Origin of the sequence: Peptidiphaga gingivicola (assembly GCF_001652275.1) — a bacterium.
GTDB lineage: Bacteria > Actinomycetota > Actinomycetes > Actinomycetales > Actinomycetaceae > Peptidiphaga > Peptidiphaga gingivicola.
Window position 1 is genome coordinate 1,087,523 of sequence record NZ_LVZK01000001.1, and the last position, 21,168, is coordinate 1,108,690.

Consider the following 21,168-nt stretch of genomic DNA (forward strand, 5'->3'; position numbering starts at 1 on the left):
GCCGCCTACCGCCGCCGTGACGGCATCGGCGTTGTGCCGCTTGCCCTGATCGGCGTGTGACGACGCGTAGAATGCGATGACACATAGGCGGAAGGCGATGGCGCGCGGGACAAGATGGAACGCGGGACGTGACGGCACGCCGTGTGCGGCATCGTGCGGACCGTGATGGCACGCAACATGCGGCGGCGCGGAGAGTCCGGTCGGACGCGGCTGCGTTCAAGGCCGGAGCGCGTGCAGCGGGAAGGTGATTGTGCCGTCGGGCAGGGTCGCAGTGAAGCCGGTTCCTGTGATCACCGCTTTGAAGGCCGGCGGTGCGGCGTCGATCTGGTCGACGGCGCAGGCGAGGCTCTCGGCTCCGCGCTGTGCTTGCCCGCCGCCGAGCTTCACCTCGATGGCTGCCCAGTTTCCGTTAGGCATCGTCAGAACCGCATCGATCTCACGCCCGTTGGAGTCGCGATAGTGCTGTACGTGTCCGCCCAAGGTCTCCGCGTAGACGAGCAGGTCGTGGACAACTGCGGACTCAAAGAGGAAACCGAGCGTTTCCAGGTCCGTGCTCAGACGGTTGGCGTCGGCTTGCAAAGCTGCGGCGGCCAGCGCGGGGTCCGCCAGGTGATATTTGGGCGAACGGCGCAGACGAGCCTTGGACCGTAGGGAAATGGCCCATGGCTGGATCTTCTCTAGCAGGAAGACTCGCTCTAGCAGCTCAAGGAGCTTGGCAGTTGTGCCCTCGGAAGGCGCGGGGAGAGTCCGCGAAATGTCCTTGCGCAGCGTCGCCTGGGAAACCTCGCTCGCGGAGGAACGGGCCAGCGAGGCAATGAGCTGTTCGACGACTGCGGGTTCCGAGCGCAGATTCGCGAGCCTGTTGATGTCGTTGGTTGCGATGTCCTTGATGTAGCTCTCCATGCTCCGTGCTGCGATATCCGACGGAGAGTTCAGCAGACCGGGGAATCCGGGGCGCAAAATGCTCTGGACAATGCGTTCAAGCGGGGCTGTGGACATTGAGGGTTGCGGTGACTCGCCTTCGAACAGCGCGCTTAGCGACACTCCGCCGTCGTCGAGGCTGCTCTCCTTTTCTGCCCAGGTCATGGTGCGCTGACGGATTCGGATGAAGCGCGCTGCGCCAGTGTGCCGGATTGGGTCGGCGGCAGGAACGGCCGAACCCGTGAGGATGAAGCGTCCGGGTTCGGAGGAAAAATCGACCTCTCTGCGTGCCAGATTCCAGATCTGGGGGATCAGTTGCCATTCGTCGAGAAGGCGAGGGGAGGCTCCGGCCAGCAGCAGATGCGGATCGATCTCGGCCGCAGTTTGGGCCTCCGGTGTGTCTAGCAGTGTGTAGGACGACGCGTGTGCAAGGCCCGTCATGGTCTTGCCGCAGCCTCGAGGGCCTTCCAGAATGGCTGCACCAGCTGAGTCAAGCACGCGAATCATGAGCGGGTCCACGGCGCGTGGCAAATAGCTGATTCCGGTGACTTTGCTGGTGTCCATGGCGTCAGTCTATATGCAAGTTTGGGGCGCGCGGTGGCTCTGTTGGGGAATCCGCAGGAACTCAAGTGAGGAATCTGCAGACGTCGAAGTGAGGAGTTTGCAGGTATTGAAGTGGGGAATTTGCAACCGTAAGAGTAGGTTATTTACGGAGTTTGAGCGGGGAGCGTGCTGATTTTGACGGGAAATTGCGGTTTCCGAAGCTGGTGTAGGGCAAAAGGGAAACTGCAGGCGCGTGCGGCGGGGCCGGTAGCGGAGGCGTGTGAGCATGTGGGGCGTGGTTTCGCTGCTTTGTTGAAATGGCGAGGCAAGGTGGAAACGAATTGACGCCCGGCTCCTATCCGCCATCCTGTCCCTGCTCAACCAGCAGCGCCTCGATGCGCTTCATGGGAACCATGAGCTGGAGTGGGTCGGCTGGCGAGGCGAGCGCGTCCACATGGTGCATATAGAAGGACTTCGCTGCGGCGTCGCGGCAATGAATGAGAACGCATGCTGCGCCGAGGGACTCGCCTGCTGCCAGTGTTCTTCGAAGAGCGTCCTGTAGCATTGCCATCCCGATTCCTTGCCCGGTTGCACGTTCATCGACTGCGAGCCTGGCGAGCAATATGCATGGAATGTCACTCGGGCGACGCATAGCGAAATGCTCGTCGACGCTTGCCTTGCTCACGCCGCCCGCGGCTAGCGCGTAATAGCCCACAACACGCTTATCGGTGCATGCGACGTAGGTCACTGCATTGTTGTTCCGTTGATTTTCCCATGCAAACTTCTCAAACCACGTGTTGAGCTCGTCAACGCCCGATCTGAAGCCCTTACGCGAATCCTCTTTCTGCAGGCGGCGCGGTGCTAGCAGAGTTGCGTTCATGAATCGTCGCGCAACGTGATTTCGGAGCCAACGGGGCTTTCACGTTCAAATAGTCGCCGTAACTTGGCGGTTTCGACCGGCGAGTCAAGTGCTTCCAGGAAGAGCGAGTACTCCTCGTCGGAGAGCGTGAACCGACGGAGGTCCGCGAGCACTCGTTCGGCGTGCTCGACAGCGCTTCTCAAAATGAACTCTGGAACCGTCGAATCGCTTAACTCGGCTGCATGGCGTATTGCCGCCTCTTTCCGTTCGCTGGCGCGAAGGTTGATGCGACGTGTTTTGGCGGTTGTCGACATAGAAACTCCTTTCGCGTACGTACATTGTGCATCCATAATTCGGTTTCGACAATGATGCTGCTTGCCGCTTTCCTTGCGAGGGCCTCATTTGGAGCTTCCCTCCGTTGGCGGAGTGGCGCTGGAAGGGTTGCAGTCATAGACCTCGCAAGGATCGTCGCTGGAAGGCCGGTACTCATGCCGTTTGTGCGAAGAATTATCGATGAGCAACGTGCCCCAGACGGCCAGAATCAGGGAGAAAGTGACTGCGAGGAGGGCGAGGGCGGTTCGGAGCTGGCGCACTTCGCGATTGCGCGTTGCACGGATCATCTTCCACAGGGTTATCGCGGCGCACGCGAGAGCGTAGATTCCCAGGAACAGAAGGCCCGGGCGCCACACAAGAGTTTTGCACTCTCCGCCCTCGGGGCAAAGGTCTTTGTACTGCCACGTGAAAATGGCGACTCCGCCGGATACCGCCGCGCCGACAAGTATGAAAACGCCCGCTACGGAAAGGGCGCGGATCCGCCGCGCAGTCCATGATGGCTGCTGTTCGCGGAGCTCTTTTTCTTGTTTTTCCGTCATGCGGCGACGCTATAAGACCTCTTCACCATGCGTCAACGGCGCAGTGCTCCTCCGAACTGCGGGAGAACTCTCTGGGTCCGAGATCCGAGGCCCTTTCGAAGTCTTCGCGCCGATCTCCCTGTCGGCGGTCCGCGTGGATCTTCTTTCCGTTGACGAAGTGACATTCGAGGGATCGGATCACCGGGGTCACCAAGGTCGCGAAGATCGCCGGGGTCGCCAGGGTCGCGAAGATCATCAGGATCACCTGAATCGCCGATGAACGTCCTGCTCTCGTCGGGATCGGCAGAAAGTCTCGCCGGAATACAGAAAGTCTCGCCGGGATGCATCAACCGCCAGTTGATTTGCTGTGCCTGCAGGGCGCGTCAACCGCCGGAATGCGTCAACCGCCGGGCGGCGGGAAGTAAGGATCGTCGAAAAGGGCGTCGAGGAACGGCACGCCCAATATAGACAGGGCAAGGGCGAGAGTGACTGAGAGGAGGACGAGGACGGTTCGCATCTCCCGCACATCGCGCTTGCGCATTGCACGTACCATCTTCCGCAGGGTGATTGCAACGCTGACAAGCGCGAAGATCCCCAGGAACAGGAGGCCTGGACGCCGCACCACGTATACACAGTCAACAGTTGCCTTGGGGCATTCACTTTCGAATTTCCAGAAGAGGATTGCGGCTCCGCCGGACAGCGCCGCGAAGGCAAGTATGAGCGTGCCCGCTATGGAAAGGGCCCAGCTCAGCCACGCAGGCCATAATGGCTGCCGTTCGTGGAGCTCTATTTCTTCTTTTCCCGTCATACGGTGACGCTATAAGGCTTCTTCGCTATGCGTCAACGGCGCAAGGTTCTTCCACGGGAGGAAGACGCCCTTCGAATGCGCGAAACAAAGCGTCTTTCGGGCTGGCAAAGGCTTCTGGAGAAGGCCTCCCTGAGCGTCGAGCCCGCCGCCTTTTGCGAAGCGTCTTGCATTGTTGGGGCGCCGTCTCATGCGCCCCGAGACTGGTCGGCTGCCGTCGCATCAAGCTCCCTTCAGCTGTCTGCAAGGATTCTTAGAAAGGATCGGCGGGTAATGTCTACGTGAGACTCGATCGACGAGCTGTGAAAGGACCGAAGACATGGGCAACAACGATCGCGCAAACAACGAGAGGGCGTCCGACGTCGTCAACCCCCTTCTGCTTCAGGCTTTCGCCTGGGACATGGCTCCGGATTCGAGCCACTGGCGGCTTCTGGCCCGCAACGCCGAGTTTCTGGCCGCCTGCGGCGTCAGTTCCATATGGCTCCCGCCCGCCTACAAGGGGCATGCCGGGGTGAAGGACGTCGGATACGGCGTCTACGACATGTACGACTTGGGGGAGTTCGATCAGAAGGGCACCGTGCCCACCAAGTACGGCACCAAGGACGAATACCTCGCGGCCGTTGCGGCGCTGCACGCCGCGGGCGTCTCCGTGGTGGCCGACGTCGTTCTCAACCACCGCATGGGCGGCGAAGCCGTCGAAACCGTGCGCGCCACGCCCGTCGACCCGGGGGACCGCCGTCGACCCATCGGCGAGGTCGAGGAAATCCAGGCGTGGACGCGCTACGAATTCCCCGGCCGCGGGGGCGCCTATTCCGACTTCACCTGGGATTGGACGTGTTTCAACGGCTCCGACTGGGACGAAACCCGCGGAATTTCGGGGGTGTGGCTCTTCGAGGGAAAGCAGTGGAACGAGAACGTCGACGACGAGTTCGGCAACTACGACTACCTCATGGGCTGCGACGTCGACGTCGCCGACCCGAAGGTGCGGGCCGAACTCGCCAGATGGGGACGCTGGTACGTCGAGACCGCCGACATCGACGGCCTGCGGCTCGACGCCGTCAAGCACATCGGCGCGGACTTCTTCGCCGACTGGCTGCCCGAACTTCGCAAAGCCACCGGACGCGCCCTTCCCGCCGTCGGCGAGTACTGGTCCCACGACGTCGGCGAGCTGAAGGAGTACCTTGAAGCGGTCCCGTCCACGAGCCTGTTCGACGTGCCGTTGCACTTCCACCTGCACGCGGCTTCGAAGTCCAACGGCGACGTCGATCTCTCCCGACTCTTCGAAGGCACCCTCGTCGACGCCGACCCCGCCCGCGCCGTCACATTCGTCGAAAACCACGACACCCAGCCGGGGCAGTCGTTGGCCTCCACCGTCCAGTCGTGGTTCAAGCCGTCGGCCTACGCCATCATCTTGCTGCGAGAGGCCGGAACCCCCTGCGTCTTTTGGGGCGATCTCTTTGGCACGCCCGAGACCGGCGATCTGCCGGCCGTCGCCGAGCTTCCCCTGCTCATGACCATGCGGCGCGCACTCGCCCACGGCCCCCAGCATGACGCCTTCGATGCGCCCGACGTCGTCGGTTTCGCGCGGGAAGGCGACGACGCCCACCCCGGCTCCGGACTGGCGGCGGTGCTCTCGGACCGTTTGGCCGGCGCCAAGCGCCTCTACGTCGGCGCGCGCCACGCCGGAAAGAAATGGGTCAGCGTGGTGGGCGGGCACGAACCGGTCGTCGTCGGCGACGACGGCGTCGTAGAACTCTCCGTGAGCGACGGCGGCCTGAGCGTGTACGTGCCCGAAGCGGCCAAGCCAATGCTCGACGGCGCCGAGGAATACCGGCTGTGTGTGGGAAGCGGGAATTGATCGCGCCGCGGCATCCGTTGCCTGGATCGCAGCCGCACTGTCCGCGCAGCTCATTCTGCGGCCGCCGACCCTGACAGCCTACGAGGTTGACCACCTCAGCGCTGTCCGTGCCCTGGCTCCCGAGTGCATGGTGCTGCTGCGCTCCGACGGCGCCTTTTCCCCGGCGCAACCGGGCGAGATCGCCCTGTTCGGCTCCGGCGCCCGCACGTGGCCGGGGCGATCAGGGCCGGCTCCTCCCGCCAGAAGGCAGTCGCCGCCCTGGTGCAGGTCATGCCCAGCATCGGCAGCCCCTACGCCCTGTCCGGCCTGGTCCTCGTGGCCCGCTACGACGAGAACGCCTCCCCGGAGGCCTGCCGCTGAGAATCAGGTCCATGTGGGCCGGCATCCCCCCCCCACGGTTGTTGCGGTTGCGGGGTGAGTGTCAATCGGCGAGATGAGTCTTGCGTAGGACGGCGATGCGCCTGGTGAGGTCGTCGGGATCCGCGCCGAATCTGGGGGCGTTGTGAGCGGTTGACGGGTCGATGTGTGCGCCAAGACGACCGAGCTCAATTAGCAGCGGCACCGTCGCCAGGCCTTGCTCGGTCAGTGAGTACCTCCCCTGCTTGCCGCGGGTTACCTCGTTCTTGGCGAGGAAGCCCGCCTCAACCAGGTCGGTCAGTCGGCGGGACAGCACGGGGGCGCTGATGCCCTCCTCGCTGCCGGTGAGCAGCTCGCGGAAGGAGCGTCGGTCGTGCAGGACGATGTCTCGCAGAATCAGCAGGCTCCATCGGTCGCCGAGCATCTCGAGGCTCCGGTTGATCGGGCAGTTCGAGCGAGGCTGGGGGATCATCCTGCTCTCCTTCCGAGTAGTTGCATTCTGTTATTGGATAGCATATCGTTAACTCAAGTAGTAACACAATGCAACTAGATATCTGGTGCTGCGGCACAGGAAGGACACCACATGAAGGCCTTCGTCCTGGAGAGGTACGGCCACCCTCTGAGCGCCGTCGACATGCCCGTTCCCGAGCCCGGACCGCGCCAGGTCCTGGTGCGGATGGTCGCCTCCGGCGTCAATCACGCCGACGAGCGCACCCGTGCCGGCGAGTTCAAGGCCGTCTTCCGGCTCGACCTGCCCAAGGTGATGGGAGGAGAGCTAAGCGGCGAGGTGATCGCCGTCGGATCTCAGGTCACAGAGCTCGCCGTTGGCGATCGGGTCTACGGCTACACCGGCGTGGTGGCCATGGGAACCTGGGCCGAGTTCGTCGTGGTCGACGCCGACGCCCTCGCCCCCGCGCCCCGGAGTGTCTCCTTGGCTCAGGCGGCCTCCCTGCCGGTCGTCGCCCTGACCGCGTGGCAGTCGCTTGTGACGATCGGCCGTCTCCAGCCGGGCCAGACGGTCCTGGTTCATGGCGGCGCCGGCGGAGTGGGCTCTGCCGTCATCCAGCTCGCCAAGCACCTGGGGGCCACTGTCGCCACCACGGCCTCAGCCTCCAGTGCCGAGACCGTCCGGCGCCTCGGCGCGGACATCGTCATCGACTACCGCAGCGAAGACTTCGTTCAGCGCCTGGCCGAGACCCCCGTGGACATCGTCGTCGACACTCAAGGCGGCGAGATCACCTCACGGTCATTCCAGGTCCTGCGTCTCGGCGGGATCGTGGTGGGCATCGCCGGCACCCCCGATCCGGCGCTGGCCGATCAGGCCGGCGCCGGCCTGATGGTCAAGACCGCTCTGTCCGCCCTCAGCTTCAAGGTGCGCCGCCAGGCCAGCAAGCTCGGCGTGCGCTACCGGTTCCTGTTCATCGAACCGGACGGAGAGGCCTTGCGAACCATTGCCGGACTCGTGGACGACGGCGTCATCCAGCCCGTCGTCGATCGGATCCTGCCCTTCGATCAGGCCCTCGCAGCGCTCGACCAGCTGCTGGCCGGCGGGACTCGGGGCAAGGTCCTCGTCACCACCAGCGAGCAGGAGGTCACCGCTCATGCCTGAGGTTAACAGCACCGCCATGATCGCCGGGCCCGTCACCCGGTGGACCTCCGCTCCCACCCGGCGCCTGCGGGTGAGAGGAGAGTCCTTCGCGTACCGGGACCTCGGGGTCGACGGCGGAACACCTATTGTCCTGCTCGCGCACCTCGGAGCCACTCTCGACGAGTGGGACCCCCGCGTCGTCGAGGCGCTCGCCGAGGGCCGCCGCGTCATTGCGGTCGACCTGCCGGGCATTGGCTCCTCCACCGGAAACGTCCCGCGAACCATCAAGGGGATGGCCGGTGCTGCACGGGCCTTCATCTCCGAACTCGGTCTGACCAGGATCGACCTCATGGGCTTCTCACTGGGAGGTTTCGTGGCCCAGCAGGTCACTCTCGACGCCCCGAACCTGGTCCGACGGCTCGTCCTGGCCGGAACCGGTCCCGCAGGAGGCGAGGGGATCGACCGGCCAACCGGAGCCGCCTACGTCTACCTCGACATGCTGCGCGGAGCGCTTGCCCGCACCGACGCCAAGGAGTTCCTCTTCTTCCCGCGCACGCCCGACGGCAAGGCCGCAGCGCGCGACTACCTCGCCCGGATTCACGAACGAGTCATGGATCGGGACACCCCGGTCACCTTGAAAGCCTTCCGCACTCAGATCGCCGCCATCAAGGCCTGGGGTCGCCAGCAGCCACACGACCTGTCCAGGATCACGGCCCCCACACTGATCGCCAACGGGGACCACGACCGTATGGTCCCGACCCCGCTGTCCGAGGACATGCACCGGCGAATCTCCGGCAGCACCCTGGTCATCTACCCCGAGGCAGGACACGGCGGTGTCTTCCAGTACTACCGAGAGTTCATCCCCACGCTGCTGGACCACCTCGACTCGTGAGGTCAGCAAGACGATGCTGCTGACCCTCCACGCCAGGGCGTAGCACACGCTCTCCGACCGGCCGCGCTTCACGGACCCAGCTGCCGTCAAGCTCGTTTCCCGGCTCGACTACGACTTCACCTTGGCGGGGCAGGACCTGCTCATGGCCGACGGCGTCGAACGCCTCCGGCCGCACAGAAATGTCCCCGCCCGGAGGCGCGCGCCCCGGCTGCGTGGAATGTCCCCGGCCGTCGCTGCGAAGCGGCTCCAAACGGCCGGTTAGAATGACACCAAATGTCGGGTTGGAATGACGCCAGATAACGGGCTAAAATGACGCTAAATGACCGGTTAGAATGACGCCAAATGTCGGATTAGAGCTGAATCCTTTTGGGAGGAGGGCTGGATAATGGCGGCTCAAAAGAACTATCTGCCAAGAGTCGCAGACCGGATGGTTGAAGAGTCTCTCGGCTATTCGGGCGGTGTTCTTCTCGAGGGTGTTCGGGCGTGCGGCAAGACGATGACCGGACGCCGGCATGCGTCCTCGGAGGTGGCGCTCGACTCCGGGTTGCCCCAGCTGCGTGCCGCCTTGGACGTCGATCCATCCCTGGTTCTGGCGGGTGAGGCGCCGCGCCTCATCGACGAATGGCAGGTCGAACCGTCGCTGTGGAACCTTGTGCGTCGTGAGATCGACTCGCGCAGGGCCCCTGGGCAATTTATCCTCACTGGCTCGGCGGTTCCCGCGGAGGACGCTGCCCGTCATTCAGGCGCGCATCGGCTGTCGCGGATCCGCCTGCGTCCGATGACTTTGTTCGAGCGCGGCTTGGGTGACGGCAGTGTTTCGCTTGCCGGGCTGTTCGACGGTCATGACCCTAAGCCGACGCTGGATTCGGGTACGAGCGTGCGCGAGGCGTTGGACGCGCTGGTGCACGGGGGCTGGCCAGGAGACCGCAATCTGACGGTTCGCCAAGCGCAGCGCCACCTTCGAGACTACGTCGACGACATCATCAACATCGACGTCGGCCGCCTGGACGGAGAGCCGCGGAGAGATCCCTTGCGGATGCGCGCCTTCATTCGGTCTCTGGCCCGGCACGTGTCGACTGAGGCCTCATTCGCCACCATTGCGAAGGACGTTTCAGGGCAGTCGTTGTCCGCAGAAACCGCTGTTGCGTATATGAACGCTCTCAAACGGCTGTTCATTGTCGAGGAACAGCCGGCATGGGCTCCGCACTTGAGGTCTCGTTACGCGGTGCGAACGTCCCCGAAGCTGCACTTCGTCGATCCGGCCCTCGCCGCTGCGGCGACCGCGACCTCTTCGGCGCGATTGATGGAAGATCTGGGGACCGCGGGCCAGTGGTTCGAGTCGCAGGCGGTGCAGCACCTGAGGGTCTTCGCTGAACCCCTCGGAGGGCGCGTCTTCCATTTCCGAGACAAGTCCGGCAGGGAGGCGGACATTGTCGTCGAGCTCGACGACGGACGGTGGGCCGCATTCGAAGTCAAACTTGGGCAGAGGCAGATTCCGGCGGCGCAGACTTCGCTGGCGGCTTTCGTCGACGATGTTGACACGAAGCGAACGCCCCCGGCCGAATTCACGGCCGTCGTCACCGCCGACGGCCCCACGATGACCCTCCCGGACGGTTCGGTGACCTTTCCGCTGCGGGCTCTCCGGCCCTGAAGGCTGTCCCGCTTTGGGCCCGGCGACGTCGGCAACAGGCGACAGGGCTCGGGTCCTTCGGAAGTGTGTGTGGAAAGCGACATGCCGGAGACTGCCACGGCCTCGACTCGGTGGGGAAGCTCGCCGATCCCTTTTTCCCGAGCTGACGCGAGCCCCGCTTTGGAGGACAGCTCGAGGAGCGCGGAGGCGACTCTTTTGACCGGATCCGTGCCCTGGGAACGTCGTCGGAACCGGGACTGAAAGGCGAGTCGAGCTCTCATGAGGATAAGTTTATCGTCATGGGGAAATTCTGATGAGTTTATCGGCGACAGGCGAACCAGTGCCGCCCGGCTGGGGCACATGGGTCTCGTTCCCCGTATGGCATTGCCGTCGCGCAATAACTGCCTCGAGCGAAGGATTTCCGCTCGTCCCGACGCCATTGCGCGGCTTTCGGCCACGTTTTGCTCTGGTCAAACGGGTAAGGGCATCCTAGAATGAAAATACCCAATCAAAGAATAGTCCGTCGCTGAAGCGGTGTGCGCACGGCCTACGCTAAGGTGGACGGGAAGCCTATGAAAGTGGTATTTCGCCAGCATGGATCTGACTACTGCGGATGACGCATACCTCCACTTGAAGGAAGTGGCGGCAAAGTTGATCGAGTCGTTGTCGTTAGGCAGGGAAGAATTCCTTGTCTGCGAGCGCCTCCTCATGCGGGGAAATGGGATTGAGCAGGTGCTGCTCGGTCTGAAGCAGAACGTCAATTTGGTAAACGACATGATCCGAGAGCTGGAGCCCTTCGCGAGCCTCGAGTCGATTTCCCGCGCGCAGGCCACGCTCAAGCTTTACTGCCAAGGGAACACGAACCTCCTGCGGTTCCTTCCCGACTACAAGGAGGATCTGTCCAGCAGTCTGGCGATCTTGGGACTCCTTCTCTTGTACAGCAAAGACAGCTCGAGTTCTCTCGCCAACGCCAAAGGATATGTGCGCGCCATCTCGCGCGCGTGTTCCGAAGGTTTCGTGCCCGAGGAAAAGTGGAAAAGCGCGGAAGCCGTTGCCCGCGGCAGCAGCATGGCCGAGGTCGCCCAAAAAGAGGGCGTTGCCCGCGAGACCGTTCGCTACCGTTTATCCGGTCTCTACCCTTTGGTCACGATTCGCAAAGTGAAGGAAGCGTGGCGAATTGTGAAAATGACCCAAGACAAGGGCGATTTAGACGAGGGAAACGACAGCCAAACCGAGGCTGCAGCCCCGGGGAACGAGGGCTCGGACGAGACAGACGAGACCGTGAGAAAGGAAGAAGACTCGGGCGTGAAGGGCGATACAGCGGGCGAAGGCGGCGATACGGCGCGCAAAAACGATGAGGCGCCGCGCGAAAGCGACGCGACGGCGGGCAAGGGGGCGGCGCAGGAAAGCGCTAAAAAGCGGCGCAAAGGAAAGAATTCGTCGCGCAAAGGCGACGATGAGACTTCGAGCTATGCGCAGGGGCGAGGCTCGGTCGCCCGCGACCCGATTGCGATGTCACTGGCCGTCCGCCGTGCCAGGGACGATTCCGACGCAAGAGCGGCGAAGCGCGACGAACTGTGGGACCTTGCGCTGCGCACGGCGAACTCCGAGGGAGGCGTCGCCCCTGAAGCCGATCAGCGGCACGCAGCAAAAGGGGAGCCGTCAGAAGCGTCACCGAAACCGGAAAGGCGGGAGGAAGGCCCGCTCGCGGGCTTGCCGCCTGTAGAGGAAAGAAAGGTTACGCGGAGGAACGGAGGGAGGACTTTCAGCGACGAAGACTGCTGGGCCGCCGTCGTGGAGTACATGTCACTGGACGATCGCACCCATTCGGGCGGCGACTACGCTCGATATTCGCGAGATATCGACGGCATGCCGGCATTGATCACCGTAAAAGGGCGGTTGGGCCTCCACTGGGCAGAACTCGCAGAAACAGCCAATCGGCTGCTTGCGGGGCGTATACGCCCCGACGAGGAGGAATGGGCGAGGGACGTCATGACGCCTCGAAAGTGGGAGAACTACGTTCGCAAGGCCAGAGGAAGCGGCGCAAGCAGGCGATTCGCGATCGAGCTGGTCAAGCAGTGCATTGCTGAACGCGGGCCGTACATCACCCACGTCATTTACACCGACTGGGCTGAAGAGCGTGGAAACACGCCTTCGCACGCGTTGGTCAGCATCTCGGGCATGTCGTGGAACAGCCTGGTCAAAGCGGCGGGCGGTTACAGCGGACGCCGCAACATCGGAATGTGGACGAAGGAGGAAATCCTCAAACTCGTAGCGCTGTATATTAAACAGGAGAAATCGCGGGGAGAAGAGCCTAGTATCGAGGGGTACTCTTCTTGGGTGCGAAAGCAGACCGTGCCATTGCCCAACATCGTGCTTGTGACCAAACGGGTCGGCAGTTGGGTTGAAGCCGTCAAACGCGCCAGCAGATACTTGAGAACCGACGATCGACCCCTGTTGCAGTGAATCAAAACCGTTGCAGCGGGCTCAATGGTAGCGTCTAGACTATGAACCTTTCAGATTTGCTCATTGACAGTTTGTCGCGTTCACGGCAGCGCTTCGACCGCGCCCTCTCTGGCGTCGCGGTGGAGCAGGCCAATACGCAGCCCACTCCGAAAACGGCGCCCCGCGTGGACTCATTGAGTTGGCTCGCCTGGCACACAGCCAGGGAGATCGACTTTCAGATCGCGCTTATCGCCGGCGTTCAGCCGGTGTGGCTAACCGCGGGCCACAAGGAGCGTTTCGCCCTCGACCTTCCCGACGACACCGAAGATTGGCACCACACTCCCGAACTGGCGGCCAAAGTTGTAGTGAGCGACATATCGGTGCTCACCTCCTATCTCGACGACGCCTACGCCTGGGCGAACGACTACCTTCGAGGTTTGAAGGAGGGCGATTTCGCCAAAGTCATCGACGATTCCTGGGACCCTCCCGTGACGCTTGCCGCACGGCTGGTTTCGATCGTCGACGACGCCGCCCAGCACTCCGGCCAAGCGGTCTACACGCGCCGCCTTCTGGGCCTGCCGGGCTGACTGGCAAACGTCTCGACTCCTCATTTCCAGCGCGATTCTTTGGGGGAGCAAGGCGCTGGGCGCGGCTGGCTCAAGACCCCGCCCACGGTGCAGGCTCTTGCGCCAAAACACGGATTAGAAGCTCGAAGAGGAGCCGGCGCCTGAGAAACTGCTGCCGGAATAACCGTCGCTTGAAAAGCTGCTTCCGCTGGACGAGCTGCTGCCTGAGGAAGCGGGGACGTACGACGAGGCGGACGAGTAGCCCACCACCAAGTCGGAGATCGAGTCGAAAGAGCTGGAGGAGCCGCTTCCGCCGAACGAGTCTTCGCTCGAATCGACGGCGAAGAGCGCCGGCGAGCTGGGGTTGAGGCGAATGGTCGAATGCGGCCTGTAACTCCCGCGCCTGCCGCCGTAGAACCAGCTGCCGCTATAGCCCGCCCTCCTGGTGGAAGACAGCGAATCGTTGAAGCGTTGGCGGCGTTGGGCGGCATAGCTGGAAGTGTCTGCGTCGATGGCTTGGCGCGCGAGTCGCGTGGCTCGGACCTTGGTCTGTTCGGCGATCCGATCCAGTTCGTCCAGAGCCGCCGACGGCTTGGTCTGCCCGGTCTCGAGCTCGTAGGAGATCTTGCTCAGCTTCTGATGCTGGGTGCGGACCCATCCCTTCGTTTCCTCGGTCGTCAGTGCCACGTCGGCGTGGTCGATCTTCGCGCAGAGTGCATCGAGCGAACCCAAGTCTTCCAAGACGGGGCCTTGCTCGTTGGCCCAAACTTGCTCCCAGCCGGACGACATACTGAGAAACGTGGCGGTGTTGGCAATGACGTTGTCGAGGGAATCCAGTGCGGCAGACCGTTCTTTCAGGTTCTTCGCCTGCCTGAGCGTCTTCATGGCAAACCATTTGGCGCCGCACACCCCTTCGAGCGCTTTCCAATCTCGCGCGGTTTTCTCATACTCGTTGCGGAACCACCGGTAGCGCTCCATCACTTGGGCGCCGTGGGGTTCGTCTTCGGGGATTGCGCTCGCATAGTGTTCGGTTGTGGCGTAGTCGTGCGTGACCTGCGAGTAATGCCCCAGGGCCTCGCGCGCTCGACGCCGGGCGGCGTATCCGCACCAGAGGCCATAGCAGAGCCATGCGACGCCCAGAACGACGAATATTCCCCGAACGACTTGCGAAAGAGTCCTGTTTCCGGAGCTGGCGCCGCCGATGACGTCGGCGGCCTCCTTCGCCATGGACACCGTGCCTCCCTGCCAATCGGCGTTGCGATACTGTTCTTTTGCGGCATTTTGTATGTCCGCCTGAGATTCCAAGGGGACTTTGACGTCCTCGCCGAAATAGCAGCCGACTTTCCGCCCGTCGGGGGCGACGGCGAGGATCACCAGGCCGTTGTTCCAATAATCGGGGACTGAGGGGGAGATCCACGGAACGTCCGTGTCGCTGTGGTCTCGGGCGTACTTGAGCACCTCGTCGTTGAGGTTGTCAATGTACGTGCCTGACACCGTGAGGACTGCAACATGGACTTTCTTGCGAAAAGTCAGTTTTTGGATCTCCTTGATCAAGGAATCGGCCTGAAGGACGCCCGCTTCGTCGCGAACCTCTACGGTAGGATGGTGCCCTCCGTGAGAAGGCCACATCGCGACGATCGGAAGCGTAATAATCAGTGCCGGAACTATCAGAATGTTGAAGATGAAGGCTAAAACTGCGGAAATGCCTCCCATTCGAGCGATAAAAGACCGCTGAACGCCCTTTTTCTGCTCCTCAATGGTTTTAGTCTTTTTTGAGGTCCAAGCGCCATGTTTGTTCTTCTGTACCATAAATAGAATTATTCCCGGGCGCGCGCCTGATTGCCATCGTGTCCGCAACGAGAGACAGGGCTTGGGCGCGGCGGACTGCGCCGATCGTTTCCGGCTGACGGGCCAGAGACGCTTTTGGCGGTCGAATCCTGGCCGGCTGGCCGTTTGCGGGCGGCCAGTTCCGACGGCGTCATTGGCCTTTTCTTAAGTCTGATTTGCCTTGAGCCCGGTTTGAGAGCGGGTCAAGTGCCGCCGTTCAGAGGTTCTAGCTCTCGCGGGCGTCGTCTTTCAAGGTTCATTGCCTGCTCGACGCGGGCCAATCTCCCGTGTCTATGTGTGCGGTGCTCATTTGAGTGAACAGTTTCGGATTCTCCCCGTTCCATGCATGGTGCATTCCGGGGGCCGTCCACGTGCGCAGTTGGGGAAAGCACGCTAGCGGCGGGCCGAAGGCTCGGCGTATCGAGGCCGAGTCGTGCTTTGCGCACACCGCCAAGAAGGGTCCGTCATAGGCGAACGTTTTCGTGGGCCTTTTGGGTATGGCCCCGAAGCCGGCTTCTCTGACCAGGCGCATGTTCGTCTCGCGGCTCGGACTGCTTGTGGTGAGAACGAACAGTTCTTTCTCTTCCTCGCCGATTCCGTATGCGCGGGCTTGGGCCGCCCGGTGCCAACGCGTGGTCCGCAACGGCGCTTGGCCGCAGATCAGAGCGCGCTCCCACCGCGCATAGCCGGAAACGGCGGAGCCGCTGATCGCGCATGAGCGCACGAGCTGCGGATAGTGCCTGAGCAGTTCCACGAACACAAAGCCTCCGAGTGAGAGGCCGACCACGTGTGCCTTGCCGTCAATGGCGTGCGTGCGGATCAGCTCTGCGATGTCGGCGGCGGCCCCGGCTATTCCCGGCCAGGCTTCGTTCGTCCTTCTTCCGTATCCGGGAAAGTCGGGGTGAGGATGCGGCGCTCGGGCATTGCCTGCGCCTGAAGGTCCCATGTCCACCCCGCTATGTTTCCGCCGTGCAGCATGACGATGGTCTCGCCTGCGCGCGGGCCGTGCCCCAGCGGATACGTCGCAAGAATTGTCGCCGCGTCGAAGGTCTCCAGGATCGTTGCGGAGTCGAGTCCGTCCGTGTCCGTGAGGTTTTCGGGATTTGTCGGTTTCTTGCCGTTCTCAAGGCCTTTCGCGTTTTTGGCGTTTGCCGGATTCGCTGGTTTGTCCGACATGTTTTTCTCTGACGTGTTCATTCTTCCTTTTTGGCGGAGTGCCTTTTGTTGGGTTTGGTTCGACGGCAAGGGTTCCCTCATTCGGCAGAAGGGCGCCGTCGCCCTAAGGGCCTTCTGCGGGCGTTGGAAGGGATGACGGATCCTTCGGCGGCGATTGCGGCGAGTGGCGCTCTAGGATGCCGCGGGTCTCTTGAATCCACGTCAGCTCCGCCTCGGCGTTGAGAACTCCTTTGCGCAGCGTCGCGTCCCGGAGGGCCGACGGCAAGTCGTCCACGGGCCGCCCGAGGGCTTTGAGCGATTGCAGTTTTTCTTTCGCCTGCCGCTCGCGTTCGTCGAGGATGCGTTCGGTCTCGGCGCGGCTGAGGGAGCCCGCGAAAAAGACGCGCGCGATGAACGGATCTTTGGCCTTCTCCTCTTCGAGAGGGGACGTCAGCCAACGACGCAATTCGCGGCGCCCTTCAGGCGTGAGGGAGTGGACTTTGCGATCGGGTTTGCCTCTTCTGGGGCATCACCTTGGTCCGAGTCTTATCTTGGTCCGAGTTTTGGACGTCTGAGCATTCGACGCCTTCCCGAGAAGATACTTGTGGTATGCACGCAGATGCTCTTGGGGGCGGCGCCCCGGCAGACGCCCCCGGTCGCGGGGGCTGCCGAAAGGCCGGCAGCGCTTCTGGTCCTTCGGATCGCCTTCCTTCGGATCGTCCGGCAGACCGAGCTCCGTCGGGCCGTCCGGCAGGCCGGGGTCCGTCGGACGATTTAGCAGGCCGGGGCCCTTCAGACCGCTCGATCGGGGCATTGGAGCATCGGTACACCCACGGGCACGGCCCGGCTGTGCTCGAGGGGCACGCGCGCCGCGGCGCCCTGGACTCGGCCGCCTACCTCCTTCCTCGCCTGCATCCGGGCATGGATCTGCTTGACGTCGGATGCGGGCCGGCTTCCATCACCGCCGATCTGGCCGAGTTTGTGGTGCCCGGGCGGGTCGTTGCGCTTGACGCCTCGCCCTTGGCGATTGAAGCCGCCCGGGCGGCCCTGGCGGCCCGAGGCTTGCTGGGCGGGGTTGAGCTGGCCGTCGGCGACGCGCTCGCGCTGCCCTTCGAAGACGGCGCGTTCGACGTGGTCCACGCCCACCAGGTGCTTCAGCACGTGGACGATCCCGTGGCGGCGCTCAAGGAAATGCGCCGAGTCGTCCGCCCCGGCGGGACGGTTGCGGTGCGCGACGCCGTATACTCCGCCATGAGCTGGTTCCCGCAGCCGGAAGGCATGGACCTGTGGCTTTCCGCGTACATGGCGACCGCGCGGGCCAACGGAGGCGAGCCCGACGCCGGGAGCAGGCTTCTTTCTTGGGCGCGCCGGGCGGGATTGGCTCATGTGACGGCCTCGGCTTCGAGCTGGTGTTTCGCCGCCGAGCGCGATCGCTCGTGGTGGTCGGCGACGTGGGCAGAACGTTGCTTCAGCTCGTTCGGCCCCAGAGCCTGCGAGCTGGGTCTGGCTACGGCAGCTGACCTCCAGGCGATGGCTGAGGGGTGGCGGCAGTGGGGCGCGAGCGACGACGGGTGGTTCGCCGTCGTCCACGGCGAGATCCTCGCAGATGTGTGACGGCGGAACGGGCAGGCTGCGCAGTTTTTGCCGGTTTGAACTTCTGCGCACTTTAGAGCGTCTTTTCTAAGTTCTGGTCCGGTTTGACGGAGTGAATTGCAGGTCTGTGCGTCTGTGTCCCGGGCGATTCTCCCCAGCTTTCGCCGAAGCGCGGATTTGGCTTCTTCGCCTGCGATCGCTGGCCTACACTCGTCTTTGTGAGAAGTTTCTGTGAAACGAAAGAGAAATAAATGCGACGTTTTTTCGCGTTGTTTGTGGACAGGTTCTTATCGTTTCTTCTATTTGCCGTCAAAGTGACGGCGGGCCTCGCTCTCGTTCTTGTGTTCCCAGGTTTCTGCGTATATTGGTTTGCCGCCGGCGGCAGTTTCCATCCCTCCGTGGAGGTTCGCGATGAGGCGGGAGTTCTCCTCGGCAAACCGCTGGTGAAAGAAATCGAGGGTTTGACGCTCGACAAGCGGGTCGATATCGTCGTGCTCACCCTGCCTGGGCCGTTGTCCGGTTCGCTCGACGGCGCCGTGCTTGACTACGCCCATCGACAGCCCGATCCGACTGCTTTGCTTGAAAACCCGGTGCCGTATCCCGAGAGGTTTCGGGACGGCCTCGTGATTCTCGCGGTTTCCCCTGAAGGGAGGAAGGTAGGCTGTTACTTTGGCGAGGATGTCCAGCTTTCCATGGACGATCAGAAGGACATTCAGAACGCGGCGAAAGACCAGTTCCGAAGGTCAGATTGGCGGGGCGGCGTCTTGTCCATGGCGAGGGAGTACGCCGACGCCGCGAACTCTGGCGCTTGGGAAACTATAGGGATGTTCGCCCTGGCGGGTGCAGTGAGCATCGGCGGCGCAGTGTGGCTGTTTCTGTACTTCCGGTCTGGCTTGAAGGCTTTTAAGAACGTTCGGGCCGCGCGTGACTATTACTCGCGCGTCGTGCGCGACTACGATTCCATTGGACGGTACGCCGATTTGATTCCAGAGGACAGCTCCTACGGCGCCGAAGCGATTGCCCGTTATCGGGCATTTTGCAAAGAGTATGCGAGGTTCCCACGCATCGCGGAGGATTTCGTAGGCGGGTTCTCCGGCCCGGACTGGTTTAGGAAGTGTGCGGCGACGTCGGCGAAAGCGTTTCGAAAGCGTGCATTCGCCTTGGATTCACAGGGTAGAGCCGTTGTCAAGGCGGCCGAATTGCTGACCATGTCTCCCGGTTGGAAAGACATTTGGACGAACGAAGTCGGGCGCGTGATGGAGGATGCGGAGCGGATCCTCCGGTTGCGAGAATCCATCGGAAGGCTCTCCTACTCTGAACCGCACTCTGTGCGAGCTCCTTTCTTCGAGGATGCTCAGGAGCTGGACGCATGGGTTTCTGTTCGGCTGGCGCGACTCGAAGCTCTGGTTTTAGAGCTTGAAACGGGCGAGACCGGGCCCTCCGACGCGCTCGAAGAACTGGACAGGATGTCGGACGAAATCCACGACAGAGCCGAGAGGCTTATTCGTGCAGCGTTCAGGATTGGCTTGTCCAGGCGCGGCAATCGAATCCTCGAAAGAGAGGAAGGCGATCTATTCCGCGAAAGCTATGAGCAGGAGTCGTCTCCGAGCAATGAAGAGTCCTACAGCGGCTCCTGGAAGGTCAACGGCGTCTCGGGCAGCTACAATCCGTACACGACAATTCGACCCGCCTTCGACTTTCCACCGCCGAGGCCTTCGAACGTCGGCAAAACCCCATTGACGTTCGCCTTGATTTTGGGGGCAATCTTGACAGTCGTGGTGCGCATCGTAAAGGCCGTTTTCGACGACGATTCGTCGGACAGCAGTTCAGGCAGCAGCTTCAGCGGCAGCTCAAGCAGCGGTTCCAGCAGCAGCTCCGGCTCCTCGTCGAGCTTTTAGAGCGCCCGTCAATTGGTTTTGCCGTTTGCCGACCGCGCGGCCTTTTCCTTTGGCGGAGTGTGGGACCGGCCGGTCGGGTTCTCCCGCTTGCCCGCCGGCGCCGGCCGGTCAGGTTCGCCCGCGTCGACCGCCGGCGGTGTCACTTGAAGGTGATGACCACCTCGTACATTCCCTTGAACACGCGGAAGAACCTGAAAGCGAAGCGAATGCCTCTGGGCAGCTTCGCCCGCTTAGGCGCAGGAAGGTAGGAGGAGAAGTCGAACTCGACGCGCACGTCGTCTATTCGGTCGCTCCAGGTCCGTGCGCTGAAGGGGTCTTTGACGCGGAAGGGCATGCGGGCGTCGGGGGTGCCGTTGCGGCGGATGTTCTTCTCGCTGCCCGCCGTCACCCACGGGGATTCGGCGTCGTAGCACAACCTGCTGCCGGGGAAGCGGGCGCCCATTTCCCGCACGAGCGCTTTGACCTCGTCGACCTCGAAGTAGTAGAAGACCCCGGCCGCTATCGCGACGAGCCCCTTGCAGGCGTCGACGTGGTCCATCCACCGATGGTCGGTCGCCGAATAGGGGAGGGCAACCTCGCGTGCGTGAGGTTCGACCCAGCGCTCGCGAGTCTCGATCACCTCTGGGAAGTCGACGTTGTAGACGAGGGAGTCCGCATCGGCGATCTCGTGGACGATCCGGTCAAGCCCGCAGCCTATGTTCACGACCGCGGCGCCCGGGTGGTCCTTGAGATACGCGTTGATCTCGCGGATTGTGAGCAGGTGGCGCAGCCCGTAGACGGCGGCCGGGAAGGTGCCGAGCTGCTGGGCGGCGCTTCCTTCTGCCTCTCGGATGCCCATTGCGTGCTCCGCCCAGGGGTCGGGGAACAAGTCGGGCCAGCGGCGAGCGGCGTCGGCCCGACCCATCAGCGGAAAGAAAAGGGTTTGTTGCACGTCGTTCATGTTCATGGCGGTCCTTTCGCGAGGGCGGCGCCTACATCGCAAGGGCGCGGCTGTGGTGGTCATTCCAGGTTCTCCGATCGGGCGGAGACGCGTGGGCCCGGCAGTCAATCGTCACTTAGGAAAGGCTAACCGAACCTGCAGGTGTCGACTTGGTCCCTTGGTCTCGAGGGGATGGGGTTCTTCGCCTTCAAACATGCGGGACTTTGATTCGAAGCTTCCGACGGGGAGAGGTCTGAATCCTCAAGCATTCGTGTCGAGGAGCCGCATCAGAATTCAGGGATCTGAAGGGTGAGATTGTCGATGCGATCTTGAAATCCGCGTTCTCGTTCACGCTCAGACGATCAAGAAAGTCGATTCCGGTCAAGCCGGGTTCGAAATTCCGTCTGCAATTTTCGATTGAAAGCAAAACGAATGCGGGAGCCGTGCAAGTCGAGTGCTCA

The 21,168-nt window shown here is 62.7% G+C and carries 21 protein-coding genes; 9 read left to right on the plus strand and 12 right to left on the minus strand.

Annotated elements, in window-relative coordinates:
- Positions 1-216: 216 nt before the first annotated feature.
- The 6 genes from A4H34_RS04460 to A4H34_RS04485 form a co-directional block, all read right to left on the minus strand.
- The gene (locus A4H34_RS04460; protein ID WP_064231220.1) at positions 217-1,485 is read right to left on the minus strand and encodes an ATP-binding protein; all 1,269 of its coding nucleotides are present in this window, start codon (positions 1,483-1,485) and stop codon (positions 217-219) included.
- Positions 1,486-1,819: 334 nt separating this feature from the next.
- Positions 1,820-2,344, minus strand: a complete 525-nt coding sequence (locus A4H34_RS04465; RefSeq protein WP_064231221.1) for a GNAT family N-acetyltransferase — start codon at positions 2,342-2,344, stop codon at positions 1,820-1,822.
- Entirely contained in the window at positions 2,341-2,637 is a 297-nt protein-coding gene (locus tag A4H34_RS04470; protein WP_064231222.1) for a type II toxin-antitoxin system TacA family antitoxin, read from the minus strand. Before A4H34_RS04470 ends, A4H34_RS04465 begins: the two co-directional genes overlap by 4 nt.
- Before the next feature lie 84 nt (positions 2,638-2,721).
- Positions 2,722-3,195 carry a hypothetical protein gene (locus tag A4H34_RS04475; protein WP_064231223.1) on the minus strand — a complete coding sequence of 158 codons (474 nt, stop codon included), beginning with the start codon at positions 3,193-3,195 and terminating at the stop codon, positions 2,722-2,724.
- A 22-nt stretch (positions 3,196-3,217) separates the two neighbouring features.
- Positions 3,218-3,430, minus strand: a complete 213-nt coding sequence (locus A4H34_RS04480; protein WP_009199434.1) for a hypothetical protein — start codon at positions 3,428-3,430, stop codon at positions 3,218-3,220.
- Between the two features lie 144 nt (positions 3,431-3,574).
- The gene (locus tag A4H34_RS04485) at positions 3,575-3,982 is read right to left on the minus strand and encodes a hypothetical protein (protein ID WP_064231224.1); all 408 of its coding nucleotides are present in this window, start codon (positions 3,980-3,982) and stop codon (positions 3,575-3,577) included.
- A 316-nt stretch (positions 3,983-4,298) separates the two neighbouring features.
- Between A4H34_RS04485 and A4H34_RS04490 the strand changes: the two genes are divergently transcribed.
- Both A4H34_RS04490 and A4H34_RS10650 read left to right on the plus strand, forming a co-directional pair.
- Positions 4,299-5,837: an alpha-amylase gene (locus A4H34_RS04490; RefSeq protein WP_064231225.1), complete on the plus strand. Its 1,539-nt coding sequence runs from the start codon at positions 4,299-4,301 to the stop codon at positions 5,835-5,837.
- Positions 5,838-6,044: 207 nt separating this feature from the next.
- Positions 6,045-6,197, plus strand: coding sequence for a hypothetical protein (locus A4H34_RS10650; protein WP_231871001.1), 153 nt, complete (start codon positions 6,045-6,047; stop codon positions 6,195-6,197).
- A gap of 61 nt (positions 6,198-6,258) precedes the next feature.
- Here A4H34_RS10650 and A4H34_RS04495 read toward each other — a convergent pair whose 3' ends face one another.
- On the minus strand, positions 6,259-6,666 hold the full coding sequence (locus tag A4H34_RS04495; protein ID WP_064231226.1) for a winged helix-turn-helix transcriptional regulator: 408 nt from the start codon (positions 6,664-6,666) through the stop codon (positions 6,259-6,261).
- 111 nt (positions 6,667-6,777) lie between these two features.
- Here A4H34_RS04495 and A4H34_RS04500 point away from each other — a divergent pair, with 111 nt between their 5' ends.
- From A4H34_RS04500 to A4H34_RS04520, 5 genes are all read left to right on the plus strand, one after another.
- Complete coding sequence (locus A4H34_RS04500) at positions 6,778-7,803, plus strand: NADP-dependent oxidoreductase (RefSeq protein ID WP_064231227.1); 1,026 nt, start codon at positions 6,778-6,780, stop codon at positions 7,801-7,803.
- Positions 7,796-8,674: an alpha/beta fold hydrolase gene (locus A4H34_RS04505; protein ID WP_064231228.1), complete on the plus strand. Its 879-nt coding sequence runs from the start codon at positions 7,796-7,798 to the stop codon at positions 8,672-8,674. The genes A4H34_RS04500 and A4H34_RS04505 overlap by 8 nt, the downstream gene beginning before the upstream one ends.
- 385 nt (positions 8,675-9,059) lie before the next feature.
- Positions 9,060-10,325, plus strand: a complete 1,266-nt coding sequence (locus A4H34_RS04510; protein ID WP_009199430.1) for an ATP-binding protein — start codon at positions 9,060-9,062, stop codon at positions 10,323-10,325.
- Between the two features lie 573 nt (positions 10,326-10,898).
- Positions 10,899-12,770: a hypothetical protein gene (locus A4H34_RS04515; RefSeq protein ID WP_156510259.1), complete on the plus strand. Its 1,872-nt coding sequence runs from the start codon at positions 10,899-10,901 to the stop codon at positions 12,768-12,770.
- A 41-nt stretch (positions 12,771-12,811) separates the two neighbouring features.
- The gene (locus A4H34_RS04520; RefSeq protein ID WP_064231230.1) at positions 12,812-13,336 is read left to right on the plus strand and encodes a DinB family protein; all 525 of its coding nucleotides are present in this window, start codon (positions 12,812-12,814) and stop codon (positions 13,334-13,336) included.
- A 114-nt stretch (positions 13,337-13,450) separates the two neighbouring features.
- Here A4H34_RS04520 and A4H34_RS04525 read toward each other — a convergent pair whose 3' ends face one another.
- From A4H34_RS04525 to A4H34_RS04535, 4 genes are all read right to left on the minus strand, one after another.
- A complete protein-coding gene (locus tag A4H34_RS04525; RefSeq protein ID WP_064231231.1) occupies positions 13,451-15,028 on the minus strand; it encodes a DUF5129 domain-containing protein in 1,578 nt (525 codons plus the stop codon).
- Between the two features lie 370 nt (positions 15,029-15,398).
- A complete protein-coding gene (locus A4H34_RS04530; protein ID WP_231870998.1) occupies positions 15,399-16,088 on the minus strand; it encodes an alpha/beta fold hydrolase in 690 nt (229 codons plus the stop codon).
- Entirely contained in the window at positions 15,992-16,339 is a 348-nt protein-coding gene (locus A4H34_RS11225; RefSeq protein WP_197480418.1) for a hypothetical protein, read from the minus strand. Before A4H34_RS11225 ends, A4H34_RS04530 begins: the two co-directional genes overlap by 97 nt.
- A gap of 82 nt (positions 16,340-16,421) precedes the next feature.
- Positions 16,422-16,763 (minus strand): hypothetical protein, encoded by a 342-nt coding sequence (locus A4H34_RS04535; RefSeq protein WP_064231232.1) that lies wholly within the window; start codon positions 16,761-16,763, stop codon positions 16,422-16,424.
- Between the two features lie 347 nt (positions 16,764-17,110).
- On the opposite strand from A4H34_RS04535, the gene A4H34_RS04540 reads away from it, so the two are divergent.
- Positions 17,111-17,911, plus strand: a complete 801-nt coding sequence (locus A4H34_RS04540) for a class I SAM-dependent methyltransferase (RefSeq protein ID WP_064231233.1) — start codon at positions 17,111-17,113, stop codon at positions 17,909-17,911.
- A 377-nt stretch (positions 17,912-18,288) separates the two neighbouring features.
- Complete coding sequence (locus A4H34_RS04545) at positions 18,289-19,788, plus strand: DUF5129 domain-containing protein (RefSeq protein WP_197480419.1); 1,500 nt, start codon at positions 18,289-18,291, stop codon at positions 19,786-19,788.
- A 139-nt stretch (positions 19,789-19,927) separates the two neighbouring features.
- Here A4H34_RS04545 and A4H34_RS04550 read toward each other — a convergent pair whose 3' ends face one another.
- Entirely contained in the window at positions 19,928-20,734 is an 807-nt protein-coding gene (locus A4H34_RS04550) for a class I SAM-dependent methyltransferase (RefSeq protein ID WP_009199417.1), read from the minus strand.
- Positions 20,735-21,168 lie beyond the last annotated feature (434 nt).